This window comes from Pseudomonas sp. PAMC 25886, assembly GCF_000242655.1.
In the GTDB taxonomy this organism is placed as follows: Bacteria; Pseudomonadota; Gammaproteobacteria; order Pseudomonadales; family Pseudomonadaceae; genus Aquipseudomonas.
Map to the genome: position 1 here is coordinate 39,771 of NZ_AHHC01000023.1, position 16,435 is coordinate 56,205.

Consider the following 16,435-nt stretch of genomic DNA (forward strand, 5'->3'; position numbering starts at 1 on the left):
CCGTCCCGCCCACTCGTTCGCAGGAGAAAAGCCATGAGCGCTGTGATCGATGACCACGGTCATGCCGGTGACCACGCTCACGGCCCCGCCAAGGGCCTGATGCGCTGGGTGCTGACCACCAACCACAAAGACATCGGGACCATGTACCTGTGGTTCAGCTTCGCCATGTTCCTGCTCGGCGGCTCGTTCGCCATGGTGATCCGCGCCGAGCTGTTTCAGCCGGGCCTGCAGATCGTGGAGCCGGCGTTCTTCAACCAGATGACCACCATGCACGGCCTGGTGATGGTGTTCGGTGCGGTGATGCCGGCGTTTGTCGGCCTGGCCAACTGGATGATCCCGTTGATGATCGGCGCGCCCGACATGGCCCTGCCGCGCATGAACAATTTCAGCTTCTGGCTGTTGCCGGCGGCGTTCCTGATGCTGGTGTCCACCCTGTTCATGCCTGGCGGCGGGCCGAACTTCGGCTGGACCTTCTACGCCCCGCTCTCCACCACCTACGCGCCGGAAAGCGTGACGTTCTTCATCTTCGCCATCCACCTGATGGGCATCAGCTCGATCATGGGGGCGATCAACGTGGTCGCCACCATCCTCAACCTGCGCGCCCCCGGCATGACCCTGATGAAAATGCCGCTGTTCGTCTGGACCTGGCTGATCACCGCCTTCCTGCTGATCGCGGTGATGCCGGTGCTGGCCGGGTGCGTGACCATGATGCTGATGGACATCCACTTCGGCACCAGCTTCTTCAGTGCCGCCGGTGGCGGTGACCCGGTGTTGTTCCAGCATGTGTTCTGGTTCTTCGGGCACCCCGAGGTGTACATCATGATCCTGCCGGCCTTCGGTGCCGTCAGCTCGATCATCCCGACCTTCTCGCGCAAGCCGTTGTTCGGCTACACCTCGATGGTGTACGCCACGGCGAGCATCGCGTTCCTGTCGTTCATCGTGTGGGCGCACCACATGTTCGTGGTGGGCATCCCGCTGGTGGGCGAGCTGTTCTTCATGTACGCCACCCTGCTGATCGCGGTGCCCACGGGGGTGAAGGTGTTCAACTGGGTGAGCACCATGTGGCAAGGCTCGCTGACCTTCGAGACGCCGATGCTGTTCGCCGTGGCCTTCGTGATTTTGTTCACCATCGGCGGGTTCTCCGGGTTGATGCTGGCCATCGCCCCGGCGGATTTCCAGTACCACGACACTTACTTTGTGGTGGCGCACTTCCATTACGTACTGGTGCCCGGCGCGATCTTCGGGATCTTCGCCTCGGCCTACTACTGGCTGCCGAAATGGACCGGGCACATGTACGACGAAACCCTGGGCAAGCTGCACTTCTGGCTGTCGTTCGTGGGGATGAACATGGCGTTCTTCCCGATGCACTTCGTAGGACTGGCCGGCATGCCGCGTCGGGTGCCGGACTACAACCTGCAGTTCGCCGATTTCAACATGGTCTCCTCCATCGGTGCCTTCACCTTTGGCGCGACGCAAATCTTCTTCCTGTTCATCGTCATCAAGTGCATCCGTGGCGGTAAGCCTGCGCCGGCCAAGCCGTGGGATGGCGCCGAAGGGCTGGAGTGGAGCATCCCTTCACCTGCGCCGTACCACACCTTTACCACGCCGCCGGAGGTCAAATGAACACCTCCCTATCCTGTGGGAGCTGGCTTGCCTGCGATGGCATCACCTTGGTGTACCTGAAAGACCGAGTTGCCAGCATCGCAGGCAAGCCAGTTCCCACAGAAAAGCCATTCACAGAATATTCGTTCGCAGGTGGCCGCCATGCTTGAGTCCGTGCCTATCAAGCGCCTGGTCACGCGGCTGCTGATCCTGGTGGTGGCGATGTTCGCCTTCGGCTTTGCCCTGGTGCCGATCTACGACGTGATGTGCAAGGCGTTCGGCATCAACGGCAAGACCGCCGGGCAGTACGAAGGCGAGCAGGTGGTAGACCCGACGCGCCAGGTGCGGGTGCAATTCCTGTCCACCAACGCCATCGACATGGTCTGGGAGTTCCACTCCAAGGCCGACGAGGTGGTGGTCAATCCTGGCGCGGTCACCGAGATGCTGTTCGTGGCCTACAACCCCACCGACAAGCCGATGACGGCGCAGGCGGTGCCAAGCATTTCGCCCGCCGAGGCGGCGATGTACTTCCACAAGACCGAGTGTTTTTGCTTCACCCAGCAAGTGCTGCAGCCAGGTCAGCGCATAGAGATGCCGGTGCGCTTCATTGTCGACCGCGACATGCCGAAGGATGTGAAGCATTTGACCCTGGCGTACACGCTGTTCGATATCACCGCGCGCCAACCGCCCGTGGCTGTCCATACCGGCGGCTAGGCGTTGCTTGCGGGCTCGATTAGGAGAACGAATACATGTCGACTCATGATACGTACTACGTACCAGCGCAAAGCAAATGGCCAATAATTGCCACGTTGGGCATGCTGATTACGGTGTTCGGGCTGGCTACCTGGTTCAACGATCTGAAGGCCGCACGCCCGGAATCCCACGGTCCGCTGATCTTTTTCGTCGGCGGCCTGCTGTTGGCCTACATGATGTTTGGCTGGTTCGGCGCCGTGATCAAGGAAAGCCGCGCCGGTTTGTACAGTTCGCAGATGGACCGCTCCTTTCGCTGGGGCATGACCTGGTTCATCTTTTCCGAAGTGATGTTTTTCGTCGCGTTCTTCGGTGCGCTGTTTTATGTGCGGCATATGTCAGCGCCGTGGCTGGCGGGCGAAGGCCACAAGGGCATCGCACACATGCTGTGGCCGAACTTCGAATTTGCCTGGCCGCTGCTGAACAATCCTGACCCGAAACTGTTTCCCGCACCCAAGGGCACCATCAGCCCGTGGGGCTTGCCGCTGGTCAATACGATCTTGCTGGTCAGCTCCAGCGTGACCATCACCATCGCCCACCATGCCTTGCGCAAAGGCCATCGCGGCGCATTGAAGATCTGGCTGGCGATCACCGTGCTGCTGGGTTGGGCGTTTCTCGGCTTCCAGGCCGAGGAATACATCCATGCCTATAAGGAGCTGGGCCTGACCCTGGGCTCCGGTGTGTATGGCGCGACCTTCTTCATGCTCACCGGCTTCCACGGTGCTCACGTGACCATCGGCACGATCATTTTGTTTGTGATGCTGATGCGCATCCTGAAAGGGCATTTCAACAACGAACACCAGTTCGGGTTCGAGGCGGCCAGTTGGTATTGGCACTTTGTGGACGTGGTGTGGATCGGGCTGTTTTTCTTCGTTTACGTGCTTTGAGGTGTTTCACCACGGCGCATGAGACACCAGCTGGCCGCTGAAGAACCCCCAGGTGATCAACCCCAGGGTGATCACGGCCAGCACCACACGCACGGTCAAGGCAGTGACGAGGCGGTTGGAGTTGCCTTCGTCCTTGACCAGAAAGAACAAGCCACTGAACAGGCTCACGACGGTAGCAATCAGCATCAGGGCAATGGCTGCTTTGAGCATGGTGGGCTCCGGGGCTCTTTTTTGGAGGGGGCGAGCAATGAGATTCAGTATAGCCAGCGCAGCACCGACCTCTGCGGCAATGCCATGAAACCCTTTCGCCCCGGTATCGCGCCGACGCTGGTGGTGCTTGTGCTGCTGCCATTGTTGGTGTCCCTCGGATTTTGGCAGCTGTCGCGGGGCCATGAAAAACAGGCGTTGCTGGAAACCTACGCCGAGCGTCGCGCCGCCGAGCCCATGAGCAGTACGCAACTGCAGGCCACCGAAGACCCGGCCTTTCGCCGCGTGCACTTGCGCGGGCAGTTCGACGCCGAGCACAGCGTATTGCTGGACAACCGCTTTCGGGACGGCAAGGTCGGTGTCGAGTTGCTGCAACCGTTCCATGATCAGCCCAGCGGCCAGTGGCTGCTGCTCAACCGCGGCTGGCTGCCCTGGCCGGACCGGCGCACGCCGCCCGTGTTCACTACCCCCGAACAACCGCTGAATGTCGACGCCTGGGTCTATGTGGCCCCGGGCGAGACCTTCCAGCTGCACGCCGATCCGGCGGGCGCAAAGTGGCCGCGATTGCTGACTGCACTGCATCCCGAAGCGTTGTGGACCGAGTTGGATCGCAGCGGATTCGCCTATGAACTGCGGGCTGAAGCGGGCCCGGCCACCTACGAAACCAACTGGCCTGTGGTCGCCATGGGCCCGGAAAAACACCTGGGCTATGCCGTGCAGTGGTTCGCCATGGCGGTGGCGCTGTTCGGTCTTTACCTCTACCTCGGATGGCACAACACAAAAAAGGAGAAGCGCCATGGGAGCGGCCATGAATCCACTCAACGTGTCTGACGCGCCGGCAGCGCCCAACCGGCGCAAGGGGCGCTGGCAACTGATCCTGATCCTGCTGATGGTGGTCGGCCCAATGGTGCTCGCCACCTTTATGTACAAGTTGCAGTTCTGGGTGCCGGACAGTCGCAGCTACCACGGCGAGATGATCGGCAATGGCCAGACCCGTGCCGATATTGGCGTACAGGCCGACGAAGACCGCTGGCAACTGCTGGTCACCGCGCCCACTGCCTGCGCTGCCGACTGCCAGCAACTGGTTTACCTGGCTCGCCAACTGCAAATCGGCCTGGGCCGTGATGCTTCCCGCGCCAGCCACGCCCTGGCCAGCGCGCAGCCGGTGAGCACCGCCTACGACGCCAAGCTCAAGGCCGAATACCCGCAACTGCAGCGCTACTCCCTGGACCTCTCGACCTTCAACAAAGACGCCGCGGCTCAAGGCAGCGGCGATGCCCAGCTGTGGATCGTCGACCCCCACGGCAACCTGGTGCTGCGCTACGACGCTCGGGTCAAGGGCAAGGACCTGCTCAATGACCTGCGCCTGCTGCTGAAACTGTCGAACATCGGATAAGGACACCGTCATGGCCAAACCTGGATTTCGCCTCGCGTTGTTTGCCACCCTGCTGGCGCTGATCGTAGTGCTGCTGGGTGCCTATACCCGCCTGACCCACGCAGGCCTCGGTTGCCCGGATTGGCCGGGGTGCTACGGCTTTATCAGCGTGCCGAAAAGCGAAGCCCAGTTGGCCCATGCCGAACTGCATTACCCGGACGCGCCGGTGGAGGCGGACAAGGGTTGGAACGAGATGACCCACCGCTATTTCGCCGGCACCCTCGGGTTGCTGATCGTCCTGCTGGCGGCGCGCGCCTGGACCCATCGGCATCATCCGGGGCAGCCGTTGAAGCTGCCGTTGTTCCTGCTGGCGGTGGTGTTTGCCCAGGCGGCGTTCGGGATGTGGACGGTGACGCTGAAGCTCTGGCCGCAGGTGGTCACCGGGCATTTATTGGGCGGGTTTGCGACGTTGAGCCTGCTGTTCTTGCTGACACTGCGCCTGTCCGGCGTGTTGCCGGCGCTGATCGTGCCCAGGCGTTTGCAGTACTGGGCCACGGCCGGGCTGGTGCTGGTGATCGGCCAGATTGCCCTGGGTGGATGGGTCAGTTCCAACTATGCGGCGGTGGCCTGTATCGACCTACCGACTTGTCACGGCCAATGGTGGCCGGCGGCGGATTTTGCCAATGGTTTCCACTTGACCCAGCATATCGGCCCTAATTACCTCGGCGGGCAACTGGACAGTGACGCGCGTACGGCAATTCACCTGACCCACCGGATTGGCGCGCTGCTGGTCACCGTCGTGTTGCTGGGCCTGGCCTGGCAACTCAAGGTGGTCGGTATGACCCGCCTGGCTGGCCTGTTGCTGATCGCCCTGGCGGCGCAAATCTGCCTGGGGCTGAGCAACGTGTATTTCCACCTGCCGCTGCCGGTGGCGGTCGCCCATAACGCCGGCGGCGCAGCGTTGCTGCTGTCGCTGGTGCTGGTCAATTACCACGCCCGTACCAGCCTGGTCCGGGTGCGGCATCAGTTGCCGTTCGGCTGGCGCTTCAGCCCGCGTAAACACGTGTCGGGCCTCATAACAATAAAAGGAGAGATGCCATGGCGACCTTGATCGGCGAGCGTCACAGCCAGGCGATCTGGCGTGATTACCTGGAGCTGACCAAGCCAAAAGTGGTGGTGCTGATGCTTATCACCTCGCTGGTGGGCATGTTCCTCGCCACCCGCGCCGGGGTGCCGTGGCCGGTGCTGATTTTCGGCAATCTGGGCATTGCCCTGTGTGCCGGTGGTGCGGCGGCGGTCAACCATGTGGTGGACCGGCGCATCGATGCGCTGATGGCGCGTACCCATAAGCGCCCGCTGGCGGAAGGGCGTGTATCGCCTGTGGCCGCGCTGACGTTCGCCATGGTGCTGGCGGTGGCCGGGCTGGCGCTGTTGCTGGCGTTTACCAATCCGCTGGCGGCCTGGCTGACTCTGGCTTCGCTGTTGGGCTACGCGGTGATCTACACCGGCTTCCTCAAGCGTGCCACACCGCAAAACATCGTCATCGGTGGCCTCGCCGGCGCTGCGCCGCCGTTGTTGGGTTGGGTGGCGGTCACCGGCCACGTCAGCGCCGAGCCCTTGCTGCTGGTGCTGATCATCTTCGCCTGGACGCCGCCGCACTTTTGGGCGCTGGCCATTCACCGCAAAGAGGAATACGCCAAGGCCGATATCCCGATGCTGCCGGTGACCCACGGCGAGCACTACACCAAGGTGCATATCCTGCTCTACACCTTTGCCCTGCTGGCGGTCAGCCTGATGCCGTATGTGATCCACATGAGCGGCGCGCTGTACCTGGGATGCGCGCTGGTTCTGGGCGGGCGCTTTCTGCAATGGGCCTGGGTGCTGTACCGTGGCAGTCGGCCGCACGCGGCGATCAACACCTTCAAGTACTCTATTGGGTACCTGTTTGCGCTGTTTATCGCCCTGCTCGTAGACCATTACCTATTGTTGAACCTATGACTCGAACTCAAAAAACTGTCTTCATTCTGGTGGCCATTGTCGCGTTGATCATGGGCCTGACCGTCAACAAAGTACTGAGTGGCAAAGGCCAGGGCGACCCCACTGCCTTGATCGACGCGGGCATCATCCTGCTGCCGCAAAGCCGCCAGCTGCCGCCCGTGACCATGACCAACCAGGACGGCCAGCCGGTGGTGGTCAACGAGCTTAAAGGCAAGTGGAGCGTGTTGTTCTTCGGCTACACCTTCTGCCCGGACATCTGCCCGACCACCCTCGCCCAACTGCGCCAGATCAAGAGTGAGCTGCCGAAAGACGTTGTGGACAAGTTGCAGGTGATTTTGGTCAGCGTTGACCCGAATCGTGATACGCCGGCGCAGCTTAAACAGTACCTGGGCTACTTCGATCCGCAGTTCGAAGGGCTGACCGGCGCGAATGTGGAGGATGTGCAGAAGGTTTCGAACGCGGTGAGCATTCCATTTATTCCGGCGGACACCAGCAAGCCCAACTACACCGTCGACCACAGCGGCAACCTGGCGCTGATCGGGCCGGATGGGACGCAACGCGGGTTTATCCGTGCGCCGTTGAATAACCAGAAGCTGGTGGCGCAGTTCCCGGGGTTGTTGCAGCGTAAGTAAGCCTGTCACTTGTCGTGCTGGCACCATGGCGCAACTGTGGGAGCTGGCTTGCTGTGGTGAGGGGGCTTGTCCCCCGTTGGGTTCACCACAGATTGATGGGGCTGCTTCGCAGCCCAGCGCGGGGCAAGCCCGCTCACCACAGCAAGCCCGCTCCCACATTGGTTATGTGCACGGCATTAAAGCTATGTCGTCGGACTTTTCCCGCAACGTGTAGCGGTCGGCGCGAACTTGTTTGGCGTGCGTCGACTGACTAGTCTTTGCCCTGTCGCTGCAAATTCAGTGACAGGGCGTAGGAACCCTTTTATGTACCCTCGGCGTAATAGCGCCATCGTCTGATTGCGGCGTTTTTTTTGCGCCCGTAGTATCAGTCGCGGCGGCTATGCGCGGGCACGTTTCGACGTGGCCGAGATCCCTGGGTACTCGGTTCCTACCCCGCGTATGGCTGCCACCCAAGCCCGTAGGAAGGCCGTTGGCAGCTCCCATGCATACCCGGAGTTGTCGAAATGAAAATGCTTACCCCAGACCCACCCTGCACCCCCGAAGTATTCACCCGCCATCACCAGCAACTGCACGCCATCCTCATCGATGCCCAAGCCTGGTTCAGCGCCCGCGACATTGGCCATCTGATGGGCCTGCATCTCAACGAAGCCTTGCTGCGCAAGCTCGATCCTGACCAACAACAAACACTGACCGCGACCACCCACCGCCGGGCTGCGCCGACGTTGATGCTCAGCGAATCCGGCGTGTACGCAATGTTGATCTATCACTACTGCCCCGAAAACCGCGCCCTGCGCCAATGGCTGACTCACGAAGTGGTGCCCGCCCTGCGCGGTAAACAGCAGGCAAGCGAAAGCCCGGCCCTGAGTTGGCTGGCCTGGTCGACGGTGAGTTTGAGTGTGTTGCGGTGGCGCAATGAGCCGTGGATCCGGCTGCGCGATATGCCCAAGGTGTTGCCGGGCGTGTAGCGCTTAAAAGTGTGGGAGCTGGCTTGCCTGCGATACAGGCGGCGCGGTGTTACTGATACACCGCAGCGATGCCATCGCAGGCAAGCCAGCTCCCACATTTGATCTCCAGTGTTTGGGAGATCGGGTTTTCAGCTCTGGATCAGAACGCCGGCAGGATCGCGCCTTTGTACTTCTCGAGAATGAACGCTTTCACTTCCGGGGTGTGCAGGGCTGCAACCAGCTTCTTCACTGCATCCGAGTCCTTGTTGTCTTCGCGGGTCACCAGGATGTTCACGTAAGGCGAGTCATTGCCTTCGATCACCAGGGCGTCCTTGGACGGATCCAGCTTGGCTTCCAGCGCGTAGTTGGTGTTGATCAGCGCCAGGTCGACCTGGGTCAGCACGCGCGGCAGGGTGGCGGCTTCCAGTTCGCGGAATTTCAGGTTTTTCGGGTTACCGGTGATGTCCTTGATGGTCGACAGGATGTTGGTCGGGTCCTTCAGGGTGATCAGGTTGTGCTTGGCCAGCAGCAACAGCGCACGGCCACCGTTGGTGGCGTCGTTCGGAATCACGACGTTGGCGCCGCTTGGCAGTTCTTCCAGCTTTTTGTACTTGCTGGAGTAAGCGCCCAGAGGCTCAAGGTGCACAGCGCCAACGCTCACCAGGTGAGTGCCCTTGGCTTTGTTGAATTCATCCAGGTACGGCTGGTGCTGGAAGAAGTTGGCGTCCAGGCGCTTTTCGGCCACCTGTACGTTTGGCTGGACGTAGTCGGTGAAGACTTTCACTTGCAGGTCCACGCCTTCTTTGGCCAGCACCGGCTTCACGAATTCGAGGATTTCAGCGTGAGGCACCGGGGACGCAGCCACGGTCAGGGTTTCGGCGGCGTGGGCAGAAAACGCGGCAACGGCGGCGAAAGCAACCAGTAGTTTTTTCATTCAACAAGCTCCTTGTTCGGGTATTGGCCGGCTTCGCGCCGGCAATAGCCGTTATTTTCGAGAAAAGTGCACCACCAGCTTGTCGCCGACGGTTTGCAGAATTTGCACCAGGATCAACAGCAGCACCACGGTGACCACCATCACATCGGTCTGGAAGCGTTGATAACCAAAACGGATCGCCAGGTCACCCAGGCCACCGGCGCCGACCACACCGGCCATGGCCGTGTAGGACACCAGTGTAATCGCCGTCACCGTAATCGCTGCGAAGATGCCGGGGCGGGCTTCGGGCAACAAGGCGTTGGTGATGATCTGCCGGGTCGTGGCGCCCATGGCCTGGGTCGCTTCGATAATCCCGCGGTCCACTTCACGCAGCGCGGTTTCCACCAGGCGCGCAAAAAACGGCGTGGCGCCTACCACCAGCGGCGGAATGGCACCGGCCACCCCCAGCGAGGTGCCGGTGATCAGCACCGTGAACGGAATCATCACGATCAACAGAATGATGAACGGCAGCGAACGCAGGATGTTCACGATCAGCGACAGCAAGGCGTACAGGTTCTTCTGTTCAAACAACTGGCGCGGGCTGCACAGGAACAACAACACGCCCAGCGGCAAGCCCAGCAGCACGGTGAACAGCAGCGAGCCGAACAGCATGGTCATGGTGTCGCCGGTGGCCAGCAGGATTTCCGACCAGTCGATGTTCGAGAAAAAGCTCAACAGGATTTCCATTAGCGCAGCACCTCCATATGGACGTCTGCCGCGGTGAAGGCGGCGAACGCGGCCTCCATGTCACCACCGGTGACGGCCAGGGTCAGTTGCCCGTAGGGAATGTCTTTGATGCGGTCGATACGACCGGCGAGGATGCTGTAGTCCACACCCGTGTCGCGGGCGACGGTACCCAGCAGCGGCGCGTAGGTCGCTTCGCCCTGGAACGTCAGGCGCACGATGCGGCCTGGGACGTGGGCGAAGTCATCGCGCTGCTCGCCTTCGTCAACCTGCTCGGACTCTTGCACAAAGCGCTTGGTGGTCGGGTGCTTGGGGTGCAGGAACACGTCGGCGACGGTGCCTTGCTCGACGATAACACCGGCGTCCATCACGGCCACGTGGTCGCAGACCCGGCGGATCACGTCCATTTCATGGGTGATCAGCACGATGGTCAGCTTCAACTCGCGGTTGATCTCGGCCAGCAGTTGCAGGACCGAGGCCGTGGTTTGCGGGTCGAGGGCGCTGGTGGCTTCGTCGCACAGCAGGATCTTTGGCTTGGTAGCCAGGGCGCGGGCGATGCCGACGCGCTGCTTCTGGCCGCCGGACAACTGCGCCGGGTATTTCCTGGCGTGGTCAGACAGGCCGACCCGGGCCAGCAGTTCGGCTACCCGCAGGTCGATTTCCTTGCGGGAAAGTTCGCCGGCGAGGGTCAGCGGCAGTGCCACGTTGTCAGCGACGGTCTTGGACGCCAGCAGGTTGAAGTGCTGGAAGATCATCCCGACCTGTTGCCGGAAACGGCGCAGGCCGTTGGCATCCAGGGCGGTGACTTCTTCGTCATCGACCTTGATCTGACCGCCGCTGGGCTGTTCCAGGCGGTTGATCAGACGCAGCAGGGTACTTTTTCCTGCACCGGAATGGCCGATCAGACCAAACACCTGGCCATTTTCGACGCGCAGGTTAGTGGGATGCAGCGCGGGGATATCCTTACCGGCGACCCGGTAGGTTTTATGGACGTTATGAAACTCGATCACGTAGCGAACCTTGTGGGGCGCATTAAAAAGGGATCAGCGGTTAGCCGGGCGCGCATTTTAGCCTGTCCGTATAGTGTTTCTTAGCATTTATTTCTCATCTGACCAGCGATTTGGCAATAACGCGATCAAAGGTCATAAAAAAGGAACGGTCCAAAACCGTGTCAGTCACTACTTAAGCAACTCGAAATTCCCGGGTGCCGTGCCTGGGGTTTTGCTCAAGAAGAGCCGGGGATCGCTCTGGCCTACGCAAACGAGGAGTTTTTGTCTGATGAGCACTAAAAAGCCAGTCACCCCGCCCAAGAGCGAACTTGCGGGTACCGACACGCTGGACCGTGGCAACACCAACGCCAAGCTGCAAAGCCTGGAAACATTCCGCTCCGACGCGACCGGCCAGGCGCTGCGCACCAACCAGGGCGTGAAGGTTTCCGATAACCAGAACAGCTTGAAGGTCGGCTCCCGTGGCCCCTCGCTGCTGGAAGACTTCATCATGCGTGAGAAAATCACGCACTTTGACCATGAGCGCATCCCGGAGCGCATCGTCCATGCCCGCGGTACCGGCGCCCATGGTTATTTCCAGACCTATGAAAACCATTCGGCGCTGACCAAGGCCGGCTTCCTGCGTAACCCTGAGCATAAAACCCCGGTATTTGCGCGGTTCTCCACGGTGCAGGGCCCTCGCGGTTCCGGCGATACCGTGCGTGACGTGCGTGGTTTTGCCGTGAAGTTCTTCACCGACGAAGGCAACTTCGACCTGGTGGGCAACAACATGCCGGTATTTTTCATTCAGGACGCGATCAAGTTTCCTGACTTCGTGCATGCGGTAAAACCTGAGCCCCACAACGAGATTCCTACCGGCGGCTCGGCTCACGATACGTTCTGGGATTTTGTCTCGCTGCAGCCAGAGTCGGCGCACATGGTGATTTGGGCCATGTCTGACCGCGCAATTCCAAAAAGCCTGCGGACCATGCAGGGTTTTGGTGTGCACACGTTCCGCCTGGTGAATGCCGAGGGCAAATCCAACTTCGTCAAATTTCACTGGCGGCCTACCGTCGGCACCTGTTCCCTGGTGTGGGACGAGGCGCAGAAGCTTGCAGGTAAAGATACCGACTTCCACCGTCGCGACCTGTGGGAATCCATCGAAGGCGGCGATTACCCGGAATGGGAATTGGGCGTGCAGATCATCGCCGAGGAGGACGAGCACAAGTTCGACTTCGACATCCTCGACCCGACCAAGCTGATCCCCGAAGAGCTGGTGCCGATTACGCCGCTGGGCAAGATGGTGCTCAACCGCAACCCGGACAACTACTTCGCCGAGACCGAGCAAGTGGCGTTCTGCCCGGGGCATATCGTACCGGGCATCGACTTCTCCAATGACCCGCTGCTGCAAGGTCGGCTGTTTTCCTACACCGACACGCAGATCAGCCGACTGGGCGGGCCGAACTTTCACGAGCTGCCGATCAACCGTCCGGTAGCGCCGTTCCACAACGGCCAGCGGGATGCCATGCACCGCACCACCATCGACAAGGGGCGCGCGGCATACGAGCCGAATTCGATTGACGGTGGCTGGCCGAAAGAGACCCCACCTGCCGCGCAGGACGGTGGTTTTGAGACCTATCCAGAGCGTATCGATGCTCACAAGATCCGTGAGCGCAGCGAGTCGTTCGGCGATCACTTCTCCCAGGCGCGGCTGTTTTTCCGCAGCATGAGCAAGCACGAGCAGGAGCACATCATCGCCGCCTACAGCTTTGAGCTGGGCAAGGTGGAGCGTGAGTTTATCCGCGCTCGCCAAGTGAATGAGATCCTCGCCAACATCGACCTGGAGCTGGCCAAGCGCGTGGCGCAGAACCTGGGCTTGCCGGCGCCGAAGAAAGGCACCGTGCCGGAGCGCAAGACGTCTCCGGAACGTTCGCCAGCCTTGAGCCAGGCCAACTTGCTGTCGGGTGATATCAAGACTCGGAAAGTAGCGATTCTGGCGGCGAACGGTGTTGATGGTGCTGCAATTGATGCGTTGAAAAAGGCCCTTGAGGCTGCGGGAGCACATGCGAAGCTGCTGGGGCCTACGTCGGCACCGGTGACCACGGCGGATGGCAAGAGCCTGCCGGTGGATGCGTCCATGGAAGGCTTGCCGTCGGTGGCGTTCGACGCGGTGTTTGTGCCGGGCGGCGCCAAGTCGGTGCAGGCGTTGAGCGGTGATGGTGTGGCGTTGCATTACCTGCTTGAAGCGTACAAGCACCTGAAGGCGATCGCCTTGGCCGGTGAGGCGAAGCAGTTGCTGGATGTGCTCAAGCTTGAGGCGGATGCGGGGTTGATCGTGGGCGGTGATGGGAAGGCGTTGAAGGCGTTTTTTGCCGCGATTGCCCAGCATCGGGTCTGGGAGCGGGAGCCTAAGGCCAAAGCTGTTCCGGCTTAAGCTATTGGTTGTTTGTTAGACCGCTATCGCAGGCAAGCCAGCTCCCACATTTTGAATTGTGAATACATTCAAGTGTGGGAGCTGGCTTGCCTGCGATGCTTTATTCAGTCTTGCGCGGAATCAGCACAACCTGCGCCGGGACCTTCTTCAGAATCTGCCGGTGAATCTTCAGGTCATACCCCGAATCGATGCGTTTTACCCGTTTGGTCAGCAACGTGGCCAGCCATGGGTAATCTTCCGTGCGCGGCGCCTGGATGCTGACATCACACTGGTAATTCACCACATCGGTGGCGATCTCATCCAGTTGGTGGCGCAGCGCTTCAATATCGGTGAGGTTCAGCGCAACGGTTGTGCTTTCAGCTGCGGGGTCGATGACCCTGGCGGGAGGCTTGGCTTCGGCGGCTTTCAGGGCGGCCTCGGCTTTATCCAGCTCGGCTTTGCGGGCGTGGGCGATTGCACTGTTGACGCCACCGGTCAGCGCTGGCGCCTTGGGCATCAGTGCCCGTGCACGGCTCAGGGCCGTGGCGGCAGCGTTGACGTCACCTTTTTGCAGCACGATCTGGCTGCGCTGCAGGTAGGCTTCGGCCAGTTGGCGCTGATAAGGCTCCAGCGCGGGGTCGTTGGGCGACTGGGCCTGCAACGCGGCCAGCTCGTCTTCGGCGGTGGCCAGTTCACTGCTGGCGAGGTTTTGCTCCAGCTGTGCGATCGCCGCAGCGCGCGCGTCCGGGGCCTCAGGGGCGGCGGGCGGGGTGCTTTGGCAGGCGCCCAGCAGCAAGGAAAATGCGGCAAGGAGCAGATAACGGGAGTTGAACAACTTCATTCCTGCGACTCTCTAATTGCGCAAAAAGCGAGCAAGTCTACACCCCACGACGGGGCAGGACAAAACTCAGCAGAAACAGGGCGGCCGCCGTGACCACAATCGACGGCCCGGCCGGGGTGTCCTTGAACCAGGACAGCGCCAGGCCACCACACACCGCAAGCATCCCCAACAGGCTGGCGCCGACCGCCATTTGTTCCGGTGATCGGGCGTGGCGCTGGGCCGCAGCGGCCGGGATGATCAGCAGCGATGTGATCAACAATACGCCGACAATCTTCATCGCGACAGCAATCACCACGGCGATCAGCAACATCAGGGTCATGCGCAACGCGGCCACGGGCAAACCTTCGACGGTGGCCAGTTCTTCGTGGACGGTGATTGCCAGCAGCGGGCGCCACAGCGTTACCAGCAACACCAGCACCGCCGCGCTGCCGCCGAGAATCCAAGCCAGGTCGGTGGGGCTGATCGCCAGCAGGTCGCCGAACAGATAGGCCATCAGGTCGATGCGCACTTCGTGCATGAAGCTCAGCACCACCAGGCCCAGCGACAACGTGCTCGGCGCCAGGATGCCGAGCAACGTATCGGAGGCCAGCGGCTGGCGCTGTTGCAGGGTCACCAGCAGCACCGCCAGCAGCAGGCAGCCGACGGTCACGGCGATGGTCGGGCTGACGTCCAGCAGAAAGCCCATGGCCACGCCCAGCAGCGCGGCGTGGGACAAGGTGTCGCCAAAATAGGCCATGCGCCGCCAGACCACGAACGAGCCCAGTGGACCCGCCACCAGCGCCAAAGCCAAGCCTGCCAGCAGGGCGTAGAGCAGAAAATCAGCCATGCTTGCAGCTATCTCCGTGAACGTGGGTGTGAGGTGTGGCGGGGTCGTCCACGACGGCGCCATGCAAGTCATGGGCGTGGTCGTGATGGTGGTGATAAATCGCCAGGCTCTGGGCGTTCTTGCCGAACAGCTCGACGAAGGCCGGGTCGCCGCTGACCTGTTCCGGGTGGCCGGAACAGCACACGTGGCGATTGAGGCACACCACCTGGTCGGTGGTGCTCATCACCAGGTGCAAGTCGTGGGAAACCATCAGCACGCCGCAGCCGTGGCGGTCGCGCAGGCGGGTGATCAGGCTGTACAGCTCGGCTTGTCCTGCTACGTCGACGCCTTGCACGGGTTCATCCAGCACCAGCAGTTCCGGCTCGCGCAACAAGGCGCGGGCCAGCAGCACGCGCTGCATTTCGCCGCCGGATATGCTTTGCACCGGGCTGTCGATCACCTGTTCGGCGCCGACTTCCTTCAGGGCCGACTGTGCGCGGGCACGGTCTACGCCCGGCACCAGGCGCAGGAAGCGCAGCACCGACAGGGGCAAGGTCGGGTCCACATGCAGCTTCTGCGGCATGTAGCCGACGCGCAGCTTCGGCTTGCGCCACACGCTGCCGCTGTCGGGCTTGAGCAGGCCGAGTACGGCACGCACCAGGGTGGTCTTGCCGGCGCCGTTGGGGCCGATCAGCGTGACGATCTGCCCCGGCTCGACGCTCAGGGCGATGTTGTCCAGCACGTTTTGCCCGGCGAACGTGACCCCGACCTGCTCCAGGCGGATTAACGCAGTGCTCATCAAGCCCCCTGGCAGCCCGAGCACACACCGACGACTTCGACGGTTTGCCCTTCGACCTTGAAGCCGACGTCGCCGGCGCTCTTGATGATGCTGTCGCTGATGCTTTTTTGCTCAAGTTCGATGGCGGCATGGCATTCGCGGCAAATCAGGAACTGGCCCTGGTGCGCGTGTTCCGGGTGGTTGCAGCCGACAAAGGCGTTGAGCGAGGAGATGCGGTGCACCAGGCCGTTGTCCAGCAGGAAGTCCAGCGCGCGGTACACCGTGGGTGGGGCGGCGCGGCGGCCATCTTGCTCACTGAGCACGCCGAGGATGTCGTAGGCGCCCAGCGGCTTGTGGCTTTGCCACACCAGCTCCAGCACCCGGCGACGCAGGGCGGTCAGGCGCAGGCCTTGGCGCGCACACAAGGCGTCGGCCTCTGACAGTGCGCTGTGCACGCAGTGAGAGTGGTCATGGGGACGGCTGGCAAGCGGTGTTTTAGGCATGAGCGGCGACAGATATTTGTGAGAGACGTTATTATGTTACCTGTTCCTGCCTCCTTG

18 protein-coding genes are annotated in these 16,435 nt (G+C 61.5%); 10 read left to right on the forward strand and 8 right to left on the reverse strand.

The features are described 5' to 3' along the window. Nucleotides 1-33 precede the first annotated feature (33 nt). The 3 genes from ctaD (at nucleotide 34) to MUM_RS0107335 (ending at nucleotide 3,239) form a co-directional block, all read left to right on the forward strand. Nucleotides 34-1,623 carry a cytochrome c oxidase subunit I gene (gene ctaD, locus MUM_RS0107325; RefSeq protein WP_010168608.1) on the forward strand — a complete coding sequence of 530 codons (1,590 nt, stop codon included), beginning with the start codon at nucleotides 34-36 and terminating at the stop codon, nucleotides 1,621-1,623. A gap of 141 nt (nucleotides 1,624-1,764) precedes the next feature. Then, the gene (locus tag MUM_RS0107330) at nucleotides 1,765-2,316 is read left to right on the forward strand and encodes a cytochrome c oxidase assembly protein (protein WP_008439615.1); all 552 of its coding nucleotides are present in this window, start codon (nucleotides 1,765-1,767) and stop codon (nucleotides 2,314-2,316) included. 35 nt (nucleotides 2,317-2,351) lie between these two features. Then, entirely contained in the window at nucleotides 2,352-3,239 is an 888-nt protein-coding gene (locus MUM_RS0107335) for a cytochrome c oxidase subunit 3 (protein WP_010168610.1), read from the forward strand. Between the two features lie 6 nt (nucleotides 3,240-3,245). Here MUM_RS0107335 and MUM_RS0107340 read toward each other — a convergent pair whose 3' ends face one another. Beyond that, nucleotides 3,246-3,449, reverse strand: coding sequence for a twin transmembrane helix small protein (locus tag MUM_RS0107340; RefSeq protein ID WP_010168612.1), 204 nt, complete (start codon nucleotides 3,447-3,449; stop codon nucleotides 3,246-3,248). 84 nt (nucleotides 3,450-3,533) lie between these two features. On the opposite strand from MUM_RS0107340, the gene MUM_RS0107345 reads away from it, so the two are divergent. From MUM_RS0107345 to MUM_RS0107370, 6 genes are all read left to right on the forward strand, one after another. After that, nucleotides 3,534-4,277 carry an SURF1 family protein gene (locus MUM_RS0107345; RefSeq protein WP_010168613.1) on the forward strand — a complete coding sequence of 248 codons (744 nt, stop codon included), beginning with the start codon at nucleotides 3,534-3,536 and terminating at the stop codon, nucleotides 4,275-4,277. Beyond that, nucleotides 4,243-4,842 (forward strand): hypothetical protein, encoded by a 600-nt coding sequence (locus MUM_RS0107350; protein WP_029615794.1) that lies wholly within the window; start codon nucleotides 4,243-4,245, stop codon nucleotides 4,840-4,842. Before MUM_RS0107345 ends, MUM_RS0107350 begins: the two co-directional genes overlap by 35 nt. A 10-nt stretch (nucleotides 4,843-4,852) precedes the next feature. Further along, nucleotides 4,853-5,932, forward strand: a complete 1,080-nt coding sequence (locus MUM_RS0107355) for a COX15/CtaA family protein (protein WP_010168615.1) — start codon at nucleotides 4,853-4,855, stop codon at nucleotides 5,930-5,932. Continuing rightward, a complete protein-coding gene (gene cyoE, locus MUM_RS0107360; protein WP_010168616.1) occupies nucleotides 5,920-6,819 on the forward strand; it encodes a heme o synthase in 900 nt (299 codons plus the stop codon). The genes MUM_RS0107355 and cyoE overlap by 13 nt, the downstream gene beginning before the upstream one ends. After that, the gene (locus tag MUM_RS0107365; RefSeq protein ID WP_010168617.1) at nucleotides 6,816-7,451 is read left to right on the forward strand and encodes an SCO family protein; all 636 of its coding nucleotides are present in this window, start codon (nucleotides 6,816-6,818) and stop codon (nucleotides 7,449-7,451) included. Before cyoE ends, MUM_RS0107365 begins: the two co-directional genes overlap by 4 nt. Before the next feature lie 503 nt (nucleotides 7,452-7,954). After that, nucleotides 7,955-8,416: a BRO-N domain-containing protein gene (locus MUM_RS0107370; RefSeq protein WP_010168618.1), complete on the forward strand. Its 462-nt coding sequence runs from the start codon at nucleotides 7,955-7,957 to the stop codon at nucleotides 8,414-8,416. Between the two features lie 139 nt (nucleotides 8,417-8,555). Here the strand turns inward: MUM_RS0107370 and MUM_RS0107375 are convergent, their stop codons facing one another. The 3 genes from MUM_RS0107375 to MUM_RS0107385 are packed head-to-tail and all read right to left on the reverse strand — an operon-like array spanning nucleotide 8,556 to nucleotide 11,062. After that, the gene (locus MUM_RS0107375) at nucleotides 8,556-9,329 is read right to left on the reverse strand and encodes a MetQ/NlpA family ABC transporter substrate-binding protein (RefSeq protein ID WP_010168620.1); all 774 of its coding nucleotides are present in this window, start codon (nucleotides 9,327-9,329) and stop codon (nucleotides 8,556-8,558) included. Between the two features lie 51 nt (nucleotides 9,330-9,380). Continuing rightward, nucleotides 9,381-10,055, reverse strand: coding sequence for a methionine ABC transporter permease (locus tag MUM_RS0107380; protein ID WP_010168623.1), 675 nt, complete (start codon nucleotides 10,053-10,055; stop codon nucleotides 9,381-9,383). Then, nucleotides 10,055-11,062, reverse strand: coding sequence for a methionine ABC transporter ATP-binding protein (locus MUM_RS0107385; RefSeq protein ID WP_010168624.1), 1,008 nt, complete (start codon nucleotides 11,060-11,062; stop codon nucleotides 10,055-10,057). Before MUM_RS0107385 ends, MUM_RS0107380 begins: the two co-directional genes overlap by 1 nt. Before the next feature lie 268 nt (nucleotides 11,063-11,330). On the opposite strand from MUM_RS0107385, the gene katE reads away from it, so the two are divergent. Next, complete coding sequence (gene katE, locus MUM_RS0107390; RefSeq protein WP_010168627.1) at nucleotides 11,331-13,472, forward strand: catalase HPII; 2,142 nt, start codon at nucleotides 11,331-11,333, stop codon at nucleotides 13,470-13,472. A 100-nt stretch (nucleotides 13,473-13,572) separates the two neighbouring features. On the opposite strand, the gene MUM_RS0107395 is transcribed toward katE, so the two are convergent. Genes MUM_RS0107395 through MUM_RS0107410 form a run of 4 tightly spaced genes read right to left on the reverse strand, consistent with a single transcriptional unit; the run spans nucleotide 13,573 to nucleotide 16,378 of the window. Then, on the reverse strand, nucleotides 13,573-14,292 hold the full coding sequence (locus MUM_RS0107395; protein WP_010168629.1) for a PA5502 family lipoprotein: 720 nt from the start codon (nucleotides 14,290-14,292) through the stop codon (nucleotides 13,573-13,575). A gap of 37 nt (nucleotides 14,293-14,329) precedes the next feature. Continuing rightward, a complete protein-coding gene (gene znuB, locus MUM_RS0107400; protein ID WP_010168631.1) occupies nucleotides 14,330-15,118 on the reverse strand; it encodes a zinc ABC transporter permease subunit ZnuB in 789 nt (262 codons plus the stop codon). Further along, a complete protein-coding gene (gene znuC / locus MUM_RS0107405; protein ID WP_010168633.1) occupies nucleotides 15,111-15,896 on the reverse strand; it encodes a zinc ABC transporter ATP-binding protein ZnuC in 786 nt (261 codons plus the stop codon). The genes znuB and znuC overlap by 8 nt, the downstream gene beginning before the upstream one ends. Beyond that, nucleotides 15,896-16,378, reverse strand: a complete 483-nt coding sequence (locus MUM_RS0107410; protein ID WP_003214819.1) for a Fur family transcriptional regulator — start codon at nucleotides 16,376-16,378, stop codon at nucleotides 15,896-15,898. The genes znuC and MUM_RS0107410 overlap by 1 nt, the downstream gene beginning before the upstream one ends. Nucleotides 16,379-16,435: the final 57 nt, after the last annotated feature.